Origin of the sequence: Sorangium sp. So ce693, from assembly GCF_051521375.1 — a bacterium.
Lineage (GTDB): Bacteria > Myxococcota_A > Polyangia > Polyangiales > Polyangiaceae > Sorangium > Sorangium atrum.
Map to the genome: position 1 here is coordinate 11,129,888 of NZ_CP150347.1, position 18,059 is coordinate 11,147,946.

The following is an 18,059-nucleotide window of genomic DNA, read 5'->3' on the forward strand; positions in this document are numbered from 1 at the left end:
ACGTGGCAGTGTAACCAACCGGCCTGGCTCCGCGCACCTCCGCTGTGCGAGAGTCCGCGCGATGGCTTCCCCGCTCGTCGAACGGCTCGCGCAGCTCGGCTCGTCCGCCCGAACCGCCGTCGAGGACGAGCGGGGGCAGACCACCTTCGCGGCGCTGCTGGAGCGAGCCCTCCGCGTCCGCGGCGCGCTGCTCGCCGGCGGCGCGCGGCGCGGCGCGGGTGAGGTCGATAACCCGAGCTCGCTGGAGGGGGAGCGGATCCTGCTCCTCGTTTCGCCCGGCGCGGCGTGGGTCTCGGCGTTCCTCGGCGCGCTCCTCGCCGGCGGGATCGCGCTGCCGCTGTCGGCGCTCTATCCGCCGGCAGAGCTCGAGTGGCTCGCGAGCGACGCCGGCGTGCGGCGGATCATCACCGACGGCGATCTCGCCGCCGTGGCCGCCCCGATCGCGCAGGGCCGCGCCGTGCTCCGCGTGGAGGACCTCGAGCGCGCCGCCCCGGGGCGCGACGCGGCGATCTCCGACATCGCCGCGGACGATCCGGCGCTCCTGCTCTACACGAGCGGCACGACCGGCAAGCCGAAGGGGGCGCTGCTCACGCACCGGAACCTGGCCGTGCAGGCGGAGCTCCTGCGCGCGGCCTGGGGCTTCTCGGATCACGACATGCTGCTGCACGCGCTGCCGCTGCACCACCTCCACGGCGTCGTCATCGCGCTCATGACGTCGCTGCTCGCGGGCGGCGCGACCAGGATGCTGCCGCGCTTCGACGCCCGGCGCGTCGCCGCCGAGATCGAGCGCCGCTCGGTGACGTCGTTCATGGCGGTGCCGACCATGTACCAGCGGCTGTTCGAGCACGTCGACCGGGGCGGCGCGCCCGGCTTCGCCGCCGGGGCGCAGGCCCTGCGGCTCGCGACGAGCGGCTCCGCGGCGCTGCCGGTGACGCTCGCCGAGCGCTGGCGCGACCTCACCGGCACGATCCCGCTCGAGCGCTTCGGGATGACCGAGATCGGCGTCGGCATGAGCAACCTGCTCGATCCAGGCGCGCGGCGGGCAGGCTGGGTCGGCTTCCCGCTGCCGACCGTCGAGGCACGCATCACGGACGACGCGGGCAACGCGTGGGCGCCGGGGGAACGACCGCCGGGCGACCCGCCAGCGCCGGGCGGCGGCGCCGCGGTCGCGCGAGGCGAGCTCTGGATCCGCGGGCCCAGCGTCTTCAAGGGATACCTCGGGCGCGAGGACGCCACGGCCGCGGCCTTCCAGGACGGCTGGTTCCGCACCGGCGACGTCGCGGAGCGCTCCGCCGACGGGTGCTTCCGGCTCCTCGGGCGGACCTCGGTCGATATCCTCAAGAGCGGCGGATACAAGCTGTCCGCCCTCGAGATCGAAGAGGCGTTGAGGGAGCACGGCGCGATCGCCGAGGTCGCGGTGATCGGCGTCCCTGACGAGGCGTGGGGAGAGCGCGTCGTCGCGGTCGTCGTCGCCGCGCCCGGGCGAGAGGCGGAGTGCGCCACCGGACCGCTCCGCGCCTGGGCGAAGGAGCGCCTCGCGCCCTACAAGGTCCCACGCGAGTCGATCGTCGTGCGGGCCCTGCCGCGCAACGCAATGGGCAAGGTCGTCAAACCAGAGCTCGTGAAGGCCATCGCCGCGGGGATCGCCGTCGATGAGCGCGGCCCGCTCGCGCGGTAGACGCGCGGTGGAGACGCGGTAGTCGCCGCTTGACCGACGCGCTCGGCTCCGGCCTACTCGACGCCAATGCAGACTGCCAGCCCCATGGTCCAAGCCCAAGCCGCGTACGGCGGCCTCGCGGTTCAACCGTTCTCGCACCCCACGTACACGATCAAGCGGCCTTTCTGGTCGCTGCTCGGCCGCAAGTTCCACGTCTATGCGCCCGACGGCTCCCTCGTCTGCTTCGTCAAGCACCCGCTGCTCAAGCTGCGTGAGGAGTTCACCCTCTTCGCGGACGAGTCGGAGTCGCAGCCGCTGCTCACGATCCGATCGCGGCAGGTCATCGCCCTCAACCGGTGCCTCGACGTCCTCGACGCGCGCACCGGCGAGCGCGTCGGCACCATCCGCTCGCGCGGGCTCAAATCGATCGTCCGCGACACCTGGGACATCCTCGACCCTGCGGATCAGCCGGTCGGGCTGATGCAGGAGGACGGCGCCGCGCTGCTCCGCCGCATGTTCCCGCTCCTCGTCGGGAAGTGGCACATCGAGCTCCACCAGCAGGAGGTCGCGAAGGTGAAGCAGGTGTTCCGGTTCTTCGTGAAGGAGTTCACGCTCGACCTGTCGATGAACCAGGGGCGACTCGACGCCCGGTTCGCCATCGCCTGCTCCCTGCTCGCCCTCATGGCCGAGACCGCGCGCGAGTCCCGCTAAGCCCGCCGCGGCCTCGGGCGAGGCCCGCTGATGCCGCGGCCGGCGCGGTCGGCGGTCGCGCGCTCGCCGAAACTTGGCCCATTTCCGCGAGCTCTGCGAGGGTCCCGCGCGATGCGCCTCGATCCTGTCTCCCGCCTCGACTCCGCCTCCGAGGAGGGCCGACCAACGTCCCCCCCTGCGCCCCCGTGCGGCACGGCCCGCTTCGCCCCGAGCGGGCAGGGCGCCGACTCCGAGCGCGAGCTCAGGTCACAGCGCTTCCTCTGGGCGAGCGCCCCCGCGGCGCCCGACGGGCAGCTCCGCGCGACGATCGAGGAGGCCGTCGAGCTCGCGCTGGCCCTGCGCGGCGCGCTGCCGCCGCGGGTCCAGGCAGGCGCGCCGGTCGAGGTGGTGATCGCCGACCAGATCTTCCGCGCCAGGGCGCTCGGCGCCGCGGGCCTCGCCGTCGCCCTGCCGCGCCTCGCGGGCGGGCGCGCAGCCTCGCCGCGCGCGATCCACCCGGACGACAGCGCGACGCTCCTCGCCTGGCTCGGCGCGGCGCGCGAGGCGCCCGTCGCGCTCGTCTTCGACGCGGACGACAGGTCCGCGCAGGTGCTCGCGCCGGTGCCCCTCGCGGATCTCGTCGAGAGGAGCGCGTGCGACGGGTACGGCGCCATCTCCTCCGTGTCCCCGCGCGGGCAGGCGCGGAGCCTCGCGGCGCGCGGGGAGGAGCGCCCCGTCGGGCCGGCGCAGCCGAGCGCCGCAGCGAGAGCTCCGGTCGAGGCGCTCCAGGCCGGACCGACAGCGCTGGACGACGCGCGCCCGGCCGGACCGACAGCGCTGGACGACGCGCTGCAGGCCGGGCCGACAGCCCCGGACGAGGCGCTCCGGGCCAGGCCGACGGCCCCCGAGACGCACCGAGCCGCTGCGTCGACCGCCTCCGCCGAAGGGCGGACGGAGGGGCGGCTGCGCGGCGTGCTGCCCCCCCGCTCCTCGAGGATCCGCCGCGCGGACGCGCCGGCGGCCGTCGCCGGGAGAGGCGCCGTCGCGGCGCGGGCGCCGGGCGCGAGCACGCCGCCCGCCGCGGACGAGGCGGCCGCGATGGCGCCCGCCAGCGCCGAGCCGGTCGCGCCGGCCGCCGAGCCCGCCGCGCCGCACGAGGAGCACGGCGCAGGGACGACGCTCAGGCCGCCGCGAGGGGCGCACGAGGCCGCGCCGAGCGCGCCGAGCGCTGACGCGGCCCAGGCGGACGCCGACGCGCCCCCGGAGGCGCGGCGGGAGCGGAAGGCGCCGCGCGACCGGGTCCTCAGCGCGGCGGAGTGGCGCGCGCTCGCCGTCGAGCTCGACAACGCCCGCGGCCCCAAGCCGGTCCGGGTCATCGAGCAGCTGTTCGCGACGCACTACACGCCGCTGCTCGGCGCGACGCTCGCCGGCGAGACGGACGCTGCGGTGCGCGGCGTCGTCGACAGCTGGAGGACCAGCTTCGAGCACAGCTACCGCGAGGCGTTCTCGGCGCTGCGCGTGACCGGCAAGCGGCCGCCCATGGTGTTCGATGCGCCGGACATCGCCGCCCGCATCGCCCGGCTCAACGGGGCGCGCGGGGTGAAGCTCCTGCTCGTGGACGCGATGCGCTTCGACCTCGGCGAGCGGGTCGCCGCGCACCTGAGGGAGATGATGATGGATCGGGCCATCCTGGTGGAGCGATCGCTGCTCTGGGCGGCGCTGCCGCCGACGACCACGGCGCAGATCTCGCTGCTTGCCCGCGGGCCGGACGGGCTCCGCGAGACGATGCCCCCGAGCGAGGCGGAGCCCGCCATCGCCCGCGGGCGCGCGGTGGCGACGCTGCGGCGCGAGCGGGTCGGGTCGCGCGAGCTGATGAAGCTCGACCTCGTGGAGGCGCGCCTGCGCGCCGCGGGTCCGCCGCTCGCCGAGCGGATCGAGGCCATCGCGGAGGAGGTCGCCGACGTGGTCGCGCGGTTCATGGCCAGCCTGCCGCCGCGGACGCTGCTGCTCGTGTTCGGCGACCACGGGTTCCGCATGACGCCGATGGGAGACGGCAGCGCGACCGGCCCGGCGTCGCAGGGCGGAGGCTCGCCCGAAGAGGTGCTCGTCCCGGCGCAGGCGTGGCTCGTCGGCGGCGTGCACTGAGGCCCTCGACGGCGATCCTCCCATCCCGGACCACGATCCTCCCATCCCGGACCACGATCCTCCCATCCCGGGCCGCGATCCTCCCATCCCGGGCCGCGATCCTCCCATCCCGGACCACGATCCTCCCATCCCGGACCACGATCCTCCCATCCCGGGCCGCGATCCTCCCATCCCGGGCCGCGATCCTCCCATCCTGGACGGGCGCGGCGGCGTCACGCCACCGCGTGAGGGCTACGGGGATGAGGCTGCACCGGCCGAGAGAAACGCGGTGAGCGCCGGGAGGACGAACGCCGGATCCTCCAGGTGGGGCGCGTGCCCGAGCGGCACCATGTGCAGCGTGGCGCGGGGGATCGCCGCGGCCGCGGCGATGCCGATCGGCGCCGGGAACACGTCGTCGCGCTCGCCCCAGAGCACCAGCGTCTCCGCGTCGATCTCGCCGAGCCGCGGGAGGCGATGGGGAACGGCGCCGAGGGCGGGGAACAGCGCGTTGAACGCGGCGACGGGCGCGACCCGGCCGTCAGGCACGGCGTAAAACTCGCTGTGCAAGGCGGCAAGACGCTCGCCGAGCGGGGTGGGCCGCGGCGGATGGATGCGGCGGAAGAGCGCGGGGCCGAGCACCCGCACCAGGCGCTCCGGCGGGGCGCGGAAGTAGGCGCGGCTCCACGCGGTCATGACGGGACCGACCCCCATCGCGCCGATGAGCACGAGCCTCCGCGGGCGCGCGCGCTTGCGGAGCGCGATCTCCGCCGCGACCAGCGCGCCGAGGGAGTGGCCGACGAGCGCGGCGTCGCCGAGATCCAGCTCGAGGAGGAGCTCCTCCACGGGATCGGCGAAGAAGCGGAGCCCTTCCTCGAAGCCCCCGCCCTCGAAGGGCGGAGACGACGCGTGGCCGAAGCCCGGCAGATCCACAGCGACGACGCGGTGGCGCCGCGCGAGCTCGGGGAGCAGCGGGAACCACGTCGTCGCGGCGTTCCCGCGGCCGTGCAGGAGGACCACCGGCGAGCCGTTGCCGCCCTCCAGGTAGCGGAGCGTCGAGCTCAGCGCGGCGCGGCGGTGCACCGCGAACGGGGGCGCGCCCGCGGTGAGCTCCGCAAGGATCGCGCTCTCGACCGGGCCAAGGCGGGAGACGACGGCGTGGACGTTCGTCACAGGCGCATGCCGTAGCGCGATCGAATCGGCGCGGGAATGCCGCAGCCCGGAAGCAGCCCAGAACCAGAAGAACCACGAGGAGAGGGCTGCCGTCGCGCCCCCTCCTTCAGTCCCTGCCGTGCCCGGGGCCGAGGATGAGCTGCATCTTGGCCACGGGATCGAAGCCCTCCACGTGCGGCGGGTGGTGACACTGCGCGACGCAGCTCTGGGGCGGGGGCGAGAGCACGATGAGCCCCTTCTTGTCGGGATCCTTCGCGTGCAGCGAGCCGGGACCGTGGCACTCCTCGCACTGCACGTTCTGCAGCGAGGCGTTGTGCGTCACCGTGGAGCCGCCCGGCTTGCCGTAGCCGGTCACGTGACAGCTCACGCAGTCCAGGTTGAACTCCTTGAAATCCTGCTGCAGCGTGGCGTAGGCGCGCGCGTGCGCGGTGCCGTCGAAGACCTTGCGCTCCTCGTCGTGGCAGTTCGTGCAGGCGTCGATGCCGATGTAGCTGGCCTCGCCCTTCGCCGGCTTCTCGGGGACGCGATCCGCGAAGGCCTGCTTGTTGTGGTCGTTGACCCGCTTGTAATAGGCGAGGAGCTGCCCGGCGACGTCCTTGTCGGCCCCGAGCTTCTCGCGCACCTCGATCGAGCTGTAGCGGAAGAAGCTGCCGGTCACCTTCGTCTCCGCCGCCTCGAGCTGCGCCTTCTCGGCCCGGAGCTTCTCGAGATCCGCCTTCCGCGCCTCGACGTCCTTCGCCGCGACCCGCTTGTCGCCCTCCCAGCCGTTGAGGCGGATCTCGAGCTCCCGGATGCGCTCCGACAGGCTGATGAGCTCCCCGGCCTTCGCGACGCCGCCCGCGTCGGCGAACACGAGCGGGCCGCTGCCGCCGCCTCGGACGAAGAGATCCACGACCGCCACCGACTGGAGGTGGTTCGGCGTCTCCACGACCAGCGTCGACCCGATGATCTCCGGCGGCTTCGGGCCGTCGTTGCCGTCGCCGCGCTCGGTCGGCTTGCCGAGCACCAGCACGTGCAGCTCCGGCACGTTGTCCGCGAGCCGCAGCGCCTCGCCCCTGGGCAGCGCCGCGAGCCCCACGAAGACGCTCGCGCCCTGCTTCTTCGCCTCCTCGACGCCCGCCTTCATCGCGTCGATCGCCGGGGCGGCCTTGACGCCGTCGGGGTAGGCGCCGGCGCGGCCCTTCGGGTCGCTCACGCCGATGAGGCCCACCTTCACGCCGGAGACGTCGCGCACGACGACCCCCTGGACGCCCTTCGCGCCCTCGAGGTTCTTGCCGAGCAGCGCCGCCCCGGACTGCTCCTGGTACCTGCCGAGCGCCTCCGCGCCGAGCGCCCAGTCGTTCTCGCCGGGCGCCCACGCCGTCAGCCCGACCTCCTTCGCCGCCAGCGCCATCGCCTCGGCCTTCCACGCGTCCTGCGAGGAGCGTTCCGGCTTCACCTCGGGGTCCGTGAAGAGCAGCGGCCCCGCGCCGACAACGAGCCGATCCGGGGCCTCGCCGCGCTGGGCCTCGATGAGGGCGGCGAGGTGGTCGATGCCTCCCAGCTGATCCTTCGTGCAGCCGCACGGCTCCAGCGCGCCAGCCACGGTGCTGAGCACGTAGAGGCGCACCGTCGGTCTGTTGACGTTCGCGTTCGCGTCCACGTCCGCGTCCGCGGTCACCGCGGCCGTCGCAGGGAGCTTGCACCCCTGACAGGCCGAAGCGAAGGCCGCCGCCGAGATCGCGGCGAGAGGGATCAAGAGCGCGTATCCGCGACGCACTTCACGAAGAAGCGAGCGCTTCATGCTCGCGCTATAGCACAGGGGCTCGTGCGCACCGCCGGGGCCGCGCCGAGAGGGCGGGGGCGCGCTCAGAAGCTCGACGGCGCGAAGGGCAGGACCGTCTTCAGGTCCGCGTCGTTGAACCGGAGCTGCAGGCCGATGAAGTAATCCCGGCGATCGGCGTTCAGGATGTCGTCCATCCCGCCGAGCAGCCACAGCTTGCGGATGAACTCGTACGCGAGCGCGACGCGCCAGCGCGGCGACAGCTCCTCGCCGAAGCCGAAGAGGTCCTGGCGGAGCTCGAACCGATCGTCGAGCAGGTGGAGATCGAGGCCGAGGCCGCCCGTCGACTCCTTGATGCCGAACCGGCCCGTGAAGGGGCCGAGCCGCTTCGCGAACTGGAACGAGAACCGGAAGGCGTTCGTCGTGATCGTGCGGACCTCGCGGTAGTGCGCGGGCTCGTTCGGGTTGGTCGTGTCGATGTCGATCTGCTGGAAGTCCGTCTTGCCGCGCGGGTCGTTCACCAGCTCGACGACGTAGTACTTGTCCTCCGCCGGCTGGAGCCTGAGCTCGACGTAGCTCTTGATGGTGTTCGCCAGGAAGTTGTAGTCGGTCCGCAGCCCGACCACGGTCTGGAACCGGCTGAGCCCGCCGACGAGCTCGCCGACGTTCTCGACGACCGTCTCGACCTCGTTGATCAGCGTCTCGTCCCGGGTGATGCGGCCGAGCGTCCCCTCCCCGCGGTCGACGCGCGCGGCGACGCTGTCCACGTGCTTCAGCGCCGACTCGAGGCTCTCGGTCGCGCGGCCCACGCGCTCCGCGGCGCTGCGGAGCTCCCCGGGCTGGCCGTTCCGGCCGGGCACCTCGGCCGCGGCCGTCATCGTGCGGATGTCGCGGGTCACCTGCTCGACGTTGCGCAGGATCTCCCGCAGGCGCGGGCCGGACTCGCCGGTGATCTGGTTGATGTTGTTGATCGTCTGCGTGACGCCGGCGCGGTTCTCGCGCACGGTCGCGTTCATCTGCTCGGTGACCTCGGCGAGGTTGTCGAGGATCTGGGCGAGCCGCTCCTGCCCGTTCTCGGAGCCGACGGTGTTCCTCAGCGTCTCGGTGACCGTCTTGACGTCCTTCAGGATCTCGGCGACCTGCCCCTGCATCGACTGGATCGTCGGCTCGTCGATGTAATAGAGGACCCTCCCCTCGTCGGGGATGCGCGGCTTGCCCTCGGTGCCGGGCGAGAGCACGACGAACGACTCGCCGATGAGGCTCGTCGCGCGCTTGCCGATGGCCGCGTCCTCGTAGAGCGGGACGTCGGGGCTCATCTTGATGTCGATGCGCGCCTGGCCGTTGTAGAGCGAGATCTTGTCGACGACGCCGACCTGGATGCCCGAGATCATCACCCGCGACTGCGGCGATACGCCGATCGCGTCGGGCAGCGTGGCCCAGACCCGGTAGCCGCTCCCGCCGCCGACGTCGCGCGAGACGAAGCGGTAGCCGCCGTAGGCCGCGCCCGCGAGCACGATCGTCATCACGCCGACCTTCGCGGCCTTGGAGACCTCAGCCATGCTGCGCGACGGCCACGGTAGCACGAGCCGCCCGCGGGAATGCGCGGCTTTCGCGGCGACGCAGGTGGATGCGGGGAACGCAGGTGAACGAGCGCCGGGGCGGGAAACCTGCTAGCCGAGTCGAATGCGGTCATGGTGGGCCAGCGGGGTGCTCGGCGCGGCGCTCGCCTCCGCGGGCGCGGCGGCAGCGGAGCCGCCGGCGCTCACGTGGGAGGCGACGACGCGCTCGCCACAGCCCCCGAGGGCGGTCTCGCCGGAGATCGCCGCGCTCGCGGCGCGCTGCGGCAGCGCGGACACGGCGCTCGCCGCCGTCGCCCAGCGCAACGTCGAGCGGCAGCTCCAGGGCGGGGAGATCATGCCGCCCGACGAGCTCGCGTTCACCCTGCGCGCCGCCGGCGCGCCGCACGCCTGGCCGAGGGGATGGTCCATCTCCGGCCAAGGGCTCGGGCCGGCGGAGATCGGGGCGCGGATCGACGGGTGGCTCTCGGGCTGGCCCACCCTCGGGGTGCGGCGATGTGGGGTGGCCCAGGCGAAAAAGCCGGACGGGACGGTGATCGTGGCCGCGATCGGGGTGGACGCGCTCGCGGATCTGTCGCCGCTGCCGACGACCGCGCGGGTGGGGCAATGGGTGACCCTCGAAGGGATGATGCGGGTCCCGGCGACCGCGGCGAAGGTGGTGCTGCTGGGGCCGCGGGGCGCGCCCAAGACGGTGCTGAGCTCCCTGTCGGGCGCGCGGTTCCGCTCGAGCTTCGCGGTCGACCAGCCGGGGAGCTGGCTCGTGCAGGTGCTGGCCACGGTGTCGACAGGGCCGAGGCCCGTGCTGGAGGCGATGATCTTCGCGGGGAGCGCTCCACCGGGCCGGTTCGTCCGCGCGGCGGCGCCTGGCGAGGAGGCCGCGAAGGGGGCGCAGGGCGACGACGACGCGATGCTGCGGATGATGAACGCCGCGCGGGCGTCGGAGCGCCTGCCCGCGCTCGCGCGCGACGCGGCGCTCGCCGCGCTGGCGCGGGCGCACTCCGAGGAGATGATCAAGGCGAAGATGGTGGGCCACGACGTGGGCTCGGGCGATCCGGCGGCGCGCCTCAGGGCGGCCGGGTACGAGGCGACGATCGCCGGGGAGAACGTGGCCAGCTCGGGCACGACCGAGGGAGCGCACCGCGCGATCTGGGCGAGCCCGTCGCACCGGGGCAACCTGCTCGACCCGCGCTACCGGAGGACCGGCGCGGCGGTCGTGCGCGACCCGAGCGGCCGGGTCTGGGTGACACAGCTGTTCGCAGGGTGACCGCGGGCGCCGCGGCGCTGCGCCGACGTACGCTGTCCCCGTACCCCGAGGGCGGACGCGCCTCGCGGCGAGCGGGCGCCCGCGGCGAGGCGCCACGCGGGCGCTTCGCCGGGCGTGTTCCGTGCCTCACCGGGCGGCCGCCGTTCCGCGCGTGTATCCTTGCGAGCGATGGCTGCACGCCCGCTTTACGTCGGCATCGACCTCGGCACCACGAACTCGACCGCCGCCGCCTTCGACGGCGAGAAGGTCACCCTCGTCAGGAACTCCCAGGGCGCGACGCTCACCCCGAGCGTCGTGCGGATCGACGCGCGCGGGACGATCACGGTCGGCGCGCGCGCGCGCCGGTTCCTGGAGAGCGATCCGCAGAACACCCGCGCTGAGTTCAAGCGGCTGATGGGGACGGCCCAGCCGATCGAGTTCGCGGCGGCGAAGGTCGCGAAGAAGCCCGAGGAGCTCGCCGCCGAGGTGCTGCGCTCCCTGCGCGCCGACGTCGCGGAGCACCTCGGGGTCCTGCCGGCCTCGGCGGTGATCTCCGTGCCCGCGCTCTTCGAGCTTCCCCAGAGCGCGGCGACGTCGGAGGCGGCGCGGCGGGCGGGGTTCGAGCGCGTCGAGCTGATCCAGGAGCCTGTGGCCTCGGCGCTGGCCGCCGGCTGGACGGCCGAGGAGTCCACGGGCAGCTGGCTCGTCTACGACCTCGGCGGCGGGACGTTCGACGTCTCCCTGCTCGAGACGCGCGACGGGCTGCTGCGCGTCGTCGGGCACGACGGCGACAACTTCCTCGGCGGGCGCGATTTCGACTGGGCGATCGTCGACTGGGCGCTCGCCGAGATCGCGCGCACCCAGGGCGCGACCGTGAGCCGCGCCGACCCGCGGCACGCCGCCGCGCTCCGCAAGCTCAAGCTCGCGGTCGAGGAGATCAAGATCGAGCTCACCCGCGCCGAGGAGGCGGCGCTCGCGGTGCCCGCGGCGTTCGAGGTGGACGGCGCGCCCGTCGACGTCGACCTTGTCCTGCGGAGGTCCACGCTCGACGCGCTCTGCGCGCCGATCATCGACCGCTCGATCGAGGTGTGCCGGCGGCTGCTCGCGGCGCACGGGCTCGATGCATCGCAGCTCGCGCGCGTGGTGCTCGTGGGCGGGCCGACCGTGATGCCGGCGCTGCGCGAGCGCGTCCGGGAGGCGCTCGGCGCGCCCTTCGGCGAGGGGCTCGACCCGATGACCCTCGTCGCGCAGGGCGCCTCGATCTACGCGGCGACGGCGGGGCTCGACGCGCGGGCCTCCTCCGCGGGCGCGCGATCCAAGGAGGAGGGTCGCCGGCTGTGGCTCCAGTACCCGGCCATGTCGAGCGATCTCACGCCCCACGTGGTCGGCCGCGTCATGGAGGGGCCGGGGGCCGCGCCCGAGCGGATCCGGCTCGCGCGCGAGGGCGACGGGTGGACGAGCGCCGAGGCCCCGCTCGACGCCGAGGGGGCGTTCGTGGTGACCGTCGACCTGCTCCCGCGCCGGCCGAACGTCTTCAACATCGAGGCGAGCGCGGCCGGCGGCGCGAGGGTGCCGGTGCACCCGCAGACGATCACGATCGTCCAGGGGCTCACGATCGGCGATCCGCCGCTGTCGCGCACGATCGGGGTCGCGCTCGCGGACAACTCCGTGCGCGTCTACTTCGAGCGGGGCGCGCCGCTGCCGGCCCGGCGGACGTTCGTGCACCACAGCGTGGAGAGCGTCCCGAAGGGCTCCAGCGCGTGCGTGCTGAAGATCCCCGTCGTGCAGGGCGAGCTCGACGTCGCGCACCTCTGCCGCGTGGTCGGGGCGCTCGAGATCGACGGGAGCGGGCTCACCGCGACCCTGCCCGCGGGCTCGGCGATCGAGCTGACGCTCGAGCTCGATCGGGGCGGGCACCTCTCGGCGCGCGCGCTGATCCCGTCGCAGGGGCTCGTGTTCGAGCGCGTCGCGCACCTCCTCGTCCCGGAGGCGGCGCCGGAGGTGCTCGACGCCTCGCTCGCGGCCATGCGCGAGCGGCTCGCGGCGGTGCGCCAGGCCGCCCTGCGCAGGGACGCGCCGCACGCGCTCGGCAAGGTCACGTACGTGGAGTGCGCGCTCGCCGAGGTGGAGCGCGACGCCGCCGCGGCGCGCGGCGGCGACGCCGACGCGGGGCAGAAGGCGCGGCGCGCGCTGCTCGAGCTCGACGTCCTGCTCGAGCAGGCCGAGGCCGACAAGCGCTGGCCGGAGCTCGACGCCGAGGCCCAGGCCGCCGTCGCGAACGCGTCGACGTGGATCTCCCAGCTCGGCTCGAGCACCGAGAAGGCGCTCCTCGAGGAGGCCGCGCAGGGCGTGGCGCGGGCGCGGGCCGAGAAGAACCAGGTCGAGCTGCAGCGGCAGCTCCGCCTGGTCCGCAACCTGAGCAGCGCGGCGTTCCACCGCCACCCGAAGGCGTGGGAGTGGATGTTCGAGGACGCCGCCTCCGAGGCGCACCAGGCCTCGGATCTGGTCCGCGCGCAGCGGCTCGTGCGCGACGGGCGCGGCGCGGCGGGGCGCGGCGACACGGCGGCGCTCCGGACGATCACCGAGGAGCTCTGGCGCCTCCTGCCGGTCGACGCGCAGAAGCGCAGGCTCGGCCACGAGTCCGGGGTGCGGTGATGGACGACGCGCTCGGCCGCATCCGCGACAACCCGTTCTACGTGCTCGGCCTGCGCCCGAGCGCGAGCCGCGCGGAGATCGAGCGCGAGGGGCAGAAGCTGCTCGGGATGCTCGAGCTCAAGCTGGCGAGCGCCGCGACGTACCCGACGCCGGTCGGCCCCGGCGCGCGGACGGCCGACAAGGTGCGGCAGGCCATGGCGGCGCTGCGGGACCCGGAGCGCCGCCTGGCGCACGAGGTCTGGGCGCGGCTCGACCCGAGGCCCCCGCCGAAGGACGACCTCGACGACGATCTCGGCGAGCTGCCGCCGCCGGAGCCGCCCGGGGAGGATCCGCGCGCGCCGTGGCCCGAGGCGCTGTCCGCGCTCGGCTGGAGGGCGCGATGAACTGGGGCGGCCTCCTGGTGCTCGCCCTCCTCGCGCGGGTGATCAGCGAGGCTGCCGCGCGGAAGGCCACGCCCTCGGCGCCGCCGCGCCCCCCGATGCTCGGCCTGGGCCACTGGAACACCGTCGTGGTGATCGTCCTCGTGCCGATCGCGTTCGCGCTCGCCTCGGGTCAGCTCTGGTGCGCGCTGCCGCTCGCGCCGCTCGCGGTGCTCATGGCGCCCTGGCCCTTCGCTCGCCACGTGATCATCCCGCTCGGGTTGCCGCGCGCCGCGTACTGCGTCGCGTGGCTGTCGGACTGGACCTTTCGCGCCGACCGGCGCGGCGGCGCGGCGCTCGCGGCCGCGTGGGCGCTCTGCCGCGCGCGGAAGCCGGACGCCGCGGTGGAGGCCTGGGTCAGCGAGCGGATCGAGCGCGGCGGCGAGCGCATCGGCGCGGGGCCTGCGCCGTCTCCGACGTCGCCGAGCGCCGTTCCGCTGCGCGGCGCGGGGATCGCCGCGGGCGCGATGCTCGCGGCGCACCGCGGGGACGTGGAGGGCGCGCGGGCGCTCTTCGACAGCGTCGCCAGCCTGGACGAGCGCGCGTGCCCCCGCGAGGCCCGCCGCATCGCCGCGGGCTGGCTCGCCGCCGAGGCGGCCTCCCGCGGCGACTGGGCGGCCGTGTCCGCGCACGCGTGCGTGGGGGGCGGCCGGGCGCTGTCGCTGCTCGGCGCGGTCGCCGCGCGGCTGCTCGGCGAGGAGCCCGCGCCAGGGGCGCTCGAGCTCTGGCTGCGCTGGCTCATCGCGCCCCGCCGCCGCGCCACGCTCCCGCTCGTGCGCCGCGCCCTGGCCGCGGGCGCGGGCGCGCCGCGCCCGGAGCCGGAGGCGCCCGAGCCCTGCGCCGCGAAGGTCGCCGAGGGGGACCTGTGGAGCCGGGCGGTGCTGCTCCACGCCGCGCTTCTGCTCCGGCCTCGGGGCCAGGTCTCGGGCGACGACCTCAGGCGGCTCGGCGGCGCGTGGGACGCGGCGCTCGACGACGAGCGCGCGCAGGCCGAGCTCCGCGAGCGGGCGGCGTCGCTCGGCGCCTCGGGGGCGCAGGCGGCGCTCGGCCCGCTCGCGCGCGCGGTCGAGGAGGATCTCGCGGCGACGCTGCGCGCGGCGCGCGTGCCGCGCGAAGCGTGGGACGACCTCGGCGCGACCATCGGCCGCACGCACCGGCGCCTCCGGGACGAGCTCCTGTCCGAGGTGGAGATCGCGTGCGACGCCCTGCGCCGCCGCGTCGACGAGCGGCGCGAGCTCCCGCCGCTCTCGGAGTGGCGCGAGTGGACCTCGCTGCGCGCGCAGTACGAGGCCGCGGCGGTGCTCGTCGGCACGGAGTTCCGCCGCCTCGCGTTCCCCAAGCTGCACGCCGACGTGTGCCACGCCGCCGTCTGGCTGTTCAACACGCGCAAGGAGCGGGCGATCGCGAACGGGATGTTCCGCTGGCTCCTCGCCGAGGCCGAGGCGCTCGGCGACTCGCGCCTCACGGGGCTCCAGCGCGGCAACGTCGAGTGCGGCGTCTGACGCGGAGCGGAGAGCCCGATTTAGAGCGGCGCTCAGCCCCCCTGAACCACGCGTCGCCGAGCGGCGGTCACCCGCACAGGAGACGGGCCCAGATCGGCGTTTTCGGCGCGGAAGCGCACTCCGGTGCGCTGAGCACCGAAAACGTCGAGATGGGCCCGTATCCGACGCGGGTGACCGCCGCTCTAAGCGCCGCTCCGGTCGCCCGCGGGCCCGTCCCCGCGCGGCGCCTCGGCGCCCGGCCGCCTGAGCGTCACCAGGTGCTCTTCCTGGAGCGGCTCCGGCTGGATCGTGCAGTGGTTGAGCGCGTGCTTCTCGCGCAGCCGCCGGGCCACAGCGGCGGCCACGTTCGTTCCGTGGTGCCCCTTGGCGAGGACCACGTGCACGGTGAGCACGTTGAATCCGTCGGAGATCGACCAGACGTGCAGATCGTGGAAGTCGACGACGCCGGGCACGCTCCGGATGGTGTCCTCGACGTGGGCGAGATCGATCTCGATCGGGCTGCCCTCCATGAGCACGCGGGACGTGTCGCGCACGAGCCGCCAGCCGCCCCAGAGCACGAGGGCGCCGATGGCCGCGCTGATCACCGGGTCGGCCCGCGTCCAGCCGAAGGAGAGGATGAGCACGCCCGCCGCGATGGCGCCGATCGAGCCGAGCGCGTCCGACACCACGTGCGCCAGCGCGGCCCGCGTGTTGATGTTGTGCCCGTGCTCGCCGGTCGAGAGCAGCAGCGCCGCGACCACGTTCACGATGAGCCCCAGCGCCGCGGTGATCGCCAGCGCCTCGGCGTGCACCGCCTGGGGCGCGTGCCAGCGGTGGGCCGCCTCGATGAAGATCCAGATCGCCGTCAGCGCGAGCGCGACGCCGTTGGCGAAGGCCGCGAGCACCTCCGCGCGCCGGAATCCGTACGTCCGCTCGCGCGTCCGCGCCTGCGCCGCGATGCGCTGGGCGATGATGGCGATGCCGAGCGCCGCGGCGTCCGCGAGCATGTGGCCCGCGTCGGCCAGCAGGGCGAGGCTCTTCGACCACCACCCGACCGCCGCCTCGACGACCAGGAACGACGCCGTGAGCGCGAACGCCGCGATCAGCCGGCGGAGCGGCGCGCGCCGGAGATCGTGGCCGTGGTCATGGTGGTGCGGGTCGCCGTGGTCGTGGTCGTGGCCGTGATCGCTCCCCGGAGCGTGGTGATGCCCGTGATCGTGCCCCTCGCCGCGTCGAGCGCCGCGCCCGTGCTGGTGCTCGTGAGAGGCGCTCTCGTGCTCATCGCGCACCTCCATCACCGCGCCGGAGCGGCTCACACCCGCTCGATGATGGTGGCCACGCCCATCCCTCCGCCGATGCACAGCGTGATCAGCGCGGTCGCCTTGCCGGCGCGCTCCAGCTCGTCGAGCGCCGTCCCGATCAGGCAGGCCCCGGTCGCGCCGAGCGGGTGCCCGAGCGCGATCGCGCCGCCGTTCACGTTGACGCGGTCGAGGTCGATGCCGAGCTTGCGCGCCGTCTGCAGCGGCACCGCCGCGAACGCCTCGTTGATCTCCCAGAGATCGACGTCGCGCGCCTGCATGCCCGCCTTCTTGAGCGCGCGCTCCGACGCGGGCGCAGGGGCCGTCAGCATGATCACCGGCTCGGCGCCGGCCGTCGCCGTGGCGCGGATCCTCGCCCGCGGGGCGAGCCCGTGCGCCTTCACGTAGTCGCCGGACGCGAGCAGCACGACCGCCGCCCCGTCCACGATGCCGCTCGAGTTGCCCGCCGTGTGGACGTGCTGGATCGACGCCACCTGCGGATAGCGCGCCAGCGCCAGCGCATCCACGGTCTCGCCGGCGGGGCCCATCGGCGTCGACCCGAGGCTGGCGAACGCGGGCTCGAGCTTCGCGAGGGCCTCCATCGTCGCCCCGGCGCGCGGGTGCTCGTCCCTGTCGAGCAGCGGCTTGCCGTCGAGATCGACGACCGTGAAGAGGCTCTTCGCGAAGCGCCCCTCGCCCGCCGCCCGCTCGGCCTTGCGCTGGCTCTCCAGCGCGAAGCGGTCGACGTCCTCGCGCGAGAAGCCCTCGATCGTGGCGATGAGGTCCGCCGAGATGCCCTGCGGGACCATCGCGAGCTTCTTGCGGAGGGCGAGGTTGTTCCCGTCGAGGGGCGCGCCGTCCGAGCCCATCGGCACGCGCGACATGCTCTCGACGCCGCCGCCGATGGCGACCTCCTGCTGGCCGGACATGACCCCCATCGCCGCGAAGTTCACCGCCTGCGCGCCCGAGCCGCAGAAGCGGTTGACGGTCACGCCGGTCACGGCGTCCGGCCAGCCGGCCGCGAGGATGGCGGTGCGCGCGATGCACGCCCCCTGCTCGCCCGCCTGCGTCACGCACCCGACGACCACATCCTCGACGTCCTGCTTGCGGATGCCGGTCTTCGCGGCGAGGCGATTGAGCGTTTGCGCGAGGAGCTCTTGCGGGTGCACGCCCGAGAGCGCTCCCTTGCCCGCCTTGCCTCGGCCGCGCGGCGTGCGAACGGCATCCACGATGAAGACGTCTCGCATGACAGGCCTCCGAGCCCGATGTCCGGCCCGTGCTTAGCACACCGTCCGTTCCCGGGGCAGCCTCGGTCGCGCCGAGTCTCGGTGGACCGGAGCCGGCGCGGATCGGCTATGCTCGCGGCCGATGACGGACCGGTCGCAGCGCATGGTGTGGGTCGATCTCGAGATGACGGGGCTCGACGAGAGCTCGTGTGCGATCGTGGAAATCGCGACCATCGTCACGGAGCCCGACCTGACCGTGGTCGCCGAGGGGCCGTGCCTCGTCATCCACCAGCCGGAGAGCGTCCTCGCGGGGATGAGCGACTTCGTCCGCGATCTCCACGAGCGCTCGGGGCTCCTCGAGCGCATCCGCGCGTCCACGCTCTCGGTCGGCGACGCGGAGTCCCAGACGCGGGCGTTCCTCGAGGCGCACTGCGACAAGGGAACGGCCGTGCTGTGCGGCAACTCCGTGTGGAAGGACCGCGCCTTCCTGCAGCGCTACATGCCGGAGCTCCTCTCCTTCCTGCACTACCGCATCGTGGATGTCTCGACCCTCAAGGAGCTCGTGCGCCGCTGGTACCCGACGCGCGCCGCGCCCAGGAAGCGCGAGATCCACCGCGCGCTCGACGACATCCGCGAGTCGATCGAGGAGCTCAGGTGGTACCGGGCGAGCGTGTTCCAGCCGCTCCCTGGGAACGAGCTCCGCTGAGCGCTCGCGGAGCGCCGAGGGGAGTCTGAGGGCCGCCCGCGTCCTTGGGCT

The 18,059-nt window shown here is 74.4% G+C and carries 13 protein-coding genes; 8 read left to right on the top strand and 5 right to left on the bottom strand.

Annotation, left to right across the window (positions count from 1 at the left end; translation table 11 throughout):
- The first annotated feature begins 61 nt into the window (after positions 1 to 61).
- From WMF14_RS41525 to WMF14_RS41535, 3 genes are all read left to right on the top strand, one after another.
- Entirely contained in the window at positions 62 to 1,678 is a 1,617-nt protein-coding gene (locus WMF14_RS41525) for an AMP-binding protein (RefSeq protein ID WP_437795779.1), read from the top strand.
- A gap of 84 nt (positions 1,679 to 1,762) precedes the next feature.
- Positions 1,763 to 2,368 carry a hypothetical protein gene (locus WMF14_RS41530; protein WP_272102385.1) on the top strand — a complete coding sequence of 202 codons (606 nt, stop codon included), beginning with the start codon at positions 1,763 to 1,765 and terminating at the stop codon, positions 2,366 to 2,368.
- A 111-nt stretch (positions 2,369 to 2,479) separates the two neighbouring features.
- The gene (locus tag WMF14_RS41535; protein ID WP_437795782.1) at positions 2,480 to 4,492 is read left to right on the top strand and encodes a hypothetical protein; all 2,013 of its coding nucleotides are present in this window, start codon (positions 2,480 to 2,482) and stop codon (positions 4,490 to 4,492) included.
- A 231-nt stretch (positions 4,493 to 4,723) separates the two neighbouring features.
- Here the strand turns inward: WMF14_RS41535 and WMF14_RS41540 are convergent, their stop codons facing one another.
- The 3 genes from WMF14_RS41540 to WMF14_RS41550 form a co-directional block, all read right to left on the bottom strand.
- Complete coding sequence (locus WMF14_RS41540; protein ID WP_437795784.1) at positions 4,724 to 5,641, bottom strand: alpha/beta fold hydrolase; 918 nt, start codon at positions 5,639 to 5,641, stop codon at positions 4,724 to 4,726.
- A 106-nt stretch (positions 5,642 to 5,747) separates the two neighbouring features.
- Positions 5,748 to 7,379, bottom strand: a complete 1,632-nt coding sequence (locus WMF14_RS41545; RefSeq protein ID WP_437795787.1) for a multiheme c-type cytochrome — start codon at positions 7,377 to 7,379, stop codon at positions 5,748 to 5,750.
- Between the two features lie 110 nt (positions 7,380 to 7,489).
- Positions 7,490 to 8,962 carry an MlaD family protein gene (locus WMF14_RS41550; RefSeq protein WP_272102381.1) on the bottom strand — a complete coding sequence of 491 codons (1,473 nt, stop codon included), beginning with the start codon at positions 8,960 to 8,962 and terminating at the stop codon, positions 7,490 to 7,492.
- Positions 8,963 to 9,086: 124 nt separating this feature from the next.
- Here WMF14_RS41550 and WMF14_RS41555 point away from each other — a divergent pair, with 124 nt between their 5' ends.
- From WMF14_RS41555 to WMF14_RS41570, 4 genes are all read left to right on the top strand, one after another.
- On the top strand, positions 9,087 to 10,244 hold the full coding sequence (locus WMF14_RS41555) for a CAP domain-containing protein (RefSeq protein ID WP_437795789.1): 1,158 nt from the start codon (positions 9,087 to 9,089) through the stop codon (positions 10,242 to 10,244).
- Positions 10,245 to 10,412: 168 nt separating this feature from the next.
- Positions 10,413 to 12,878 (top strand): Hsp70 family protein, encoded by a 2,466-nt coding sequence (locus WMF14_RS41560; protein ID WP_437795792.1) that lies wholly within the window; start codon positions 10,413 to 10,415, stop codon positions 12,876 to 12,878.
- Entirely contained in the window at positions 12,878 to 13,261 is a 384-nt protein-coding gene (locus tag WMF14_RS41565) for a hypothetical protein (RefSeq protein WP_012240257.1), read from the top strand. The genes WMF14_RS41560 and WMF14_RS41565 overlap by 1 nt, the downstream gene beginning before the upstream one ends.
- A complete protein-coding gene (locus WMF14_RS41570; protein ID WP_437795794.1) occupies positions 13,219 to 14,799 on the top strand; it encodes a hypothetical protein in 1,581 nt (526 codons plus the stop codon). The genes WMF14_RS41565 and WMF14_RS41570 overlap by 43 nt, the downstream gene beginning before the upstream one ends.
- A 182-nt stretch (positions 14,800 to 14,981) precedes the next feature.
- On the opposite strand, the gene WMF14_RS41575 is transcribed toward WMF14_RS41570, so the two are convergent.
- Entirely contained in the window at positions 14,982 to 16,094 is a 1,113-nt protein-coding gene (locus WMF14_RS41575; RefSeq protein ID WP_437795795.1) for a cation diffusion facilitator family transporter, read from the bottom strand.
- On the bottom strand, positions 16,091 to 17,323 hold the full coding sequence (locus WMF14_RS41580; RefSeq protein WP_437795797.1) for an acetyl-CoA C-acetyltransferase: 1,233 nt from the start codon (positions 17,321 to 17,323) through the stop codon (positions 16,091 to 16,093). The genes WMF14_RS41575 and WMF14_RS41580 overlap by 4 nt, the downstream gene beginning before the upstream one ends.
- A gap of 121 nt (positions 17,324 to 17,444) precedes the next feature.
- On the opposite strand from WMF14_RS41580, the gene orn reads away from it, so the two are divergent.
- Entirely contained in the window at positions 17,445 to 18,008 is a 564-nt protein-coding gene (gene orn, locus WMF14_RS41585; RefSeq protein ID WP_272102375.1) for an oligoribonuclease, read from the top strand.
- The last annotated feature ends 51 nt before the right edge of the window (positions 18,009 to 18,059 follow it).

Coding starts and splice junctions, on each gene's coding strand:
- WMF14_RS41525 (WP_437795779.1), top strand. CDS start 62: ATGGCTTCCCCGCTCGTCGAACGGCTCGCGCAGCTCGGCTCGTCCGCC.
- WMF14_RS41530 (WP_272102385.1), top strand. CDS start 1,763: ATGGTCCAAGCCCAAGCCGCGTACGGCGGCCTCGCGGTTCAACCGTTC.
- WMF14_RS41535 (WP_437795782.1), top strand. CDS start 2,480: ATGCGCCTCGATCCTGTCTCCCGCCTCGACTCCGCCTCCGAGGAGGGC.
- WMF14_RS41550 (WP_272102381.1), bottom strand. CDS start 8,962: ATGGCTGAGGTCTCCAAGGCCGCGAAGGTCGGCGTGATGACGATCGTG.
- WMF14_RS41555 (WP_437795789.1), top strand. CDS start 9,087: ATGCGGTCATGGTGGGCCAGCGGGGTGCTCGGCGCGGCGCTCGCCTCC.
- WMF14_RS41560 (WP_437795792.1), top strand. CDS start 10,413: ATGGCTGCACGCCCGCTTTACGTCGGCATCGACCTCGGCACCACGAAC.
- WMF14_RS41565 (WP_012240257.1), top strand. CDS start 12,878: ATGGACGACGCGCTCGGCCGCATCCGCGACAACCCGTTCTACGTGCTC.
- WMF14_RS41580 (WP_437795797.1), bottom strand. CDS start 17,323: ATGCGAGACGTCTTCATCGTGGATGCCGTTCGCACGCCGCGCGGCCGA.
- orn (WP_272102375.1), top strand. CDS start 17,445: ATGACGGACCGGTCGCAGCGCATGGTGTGGGTCGATCTCGAGATGACG.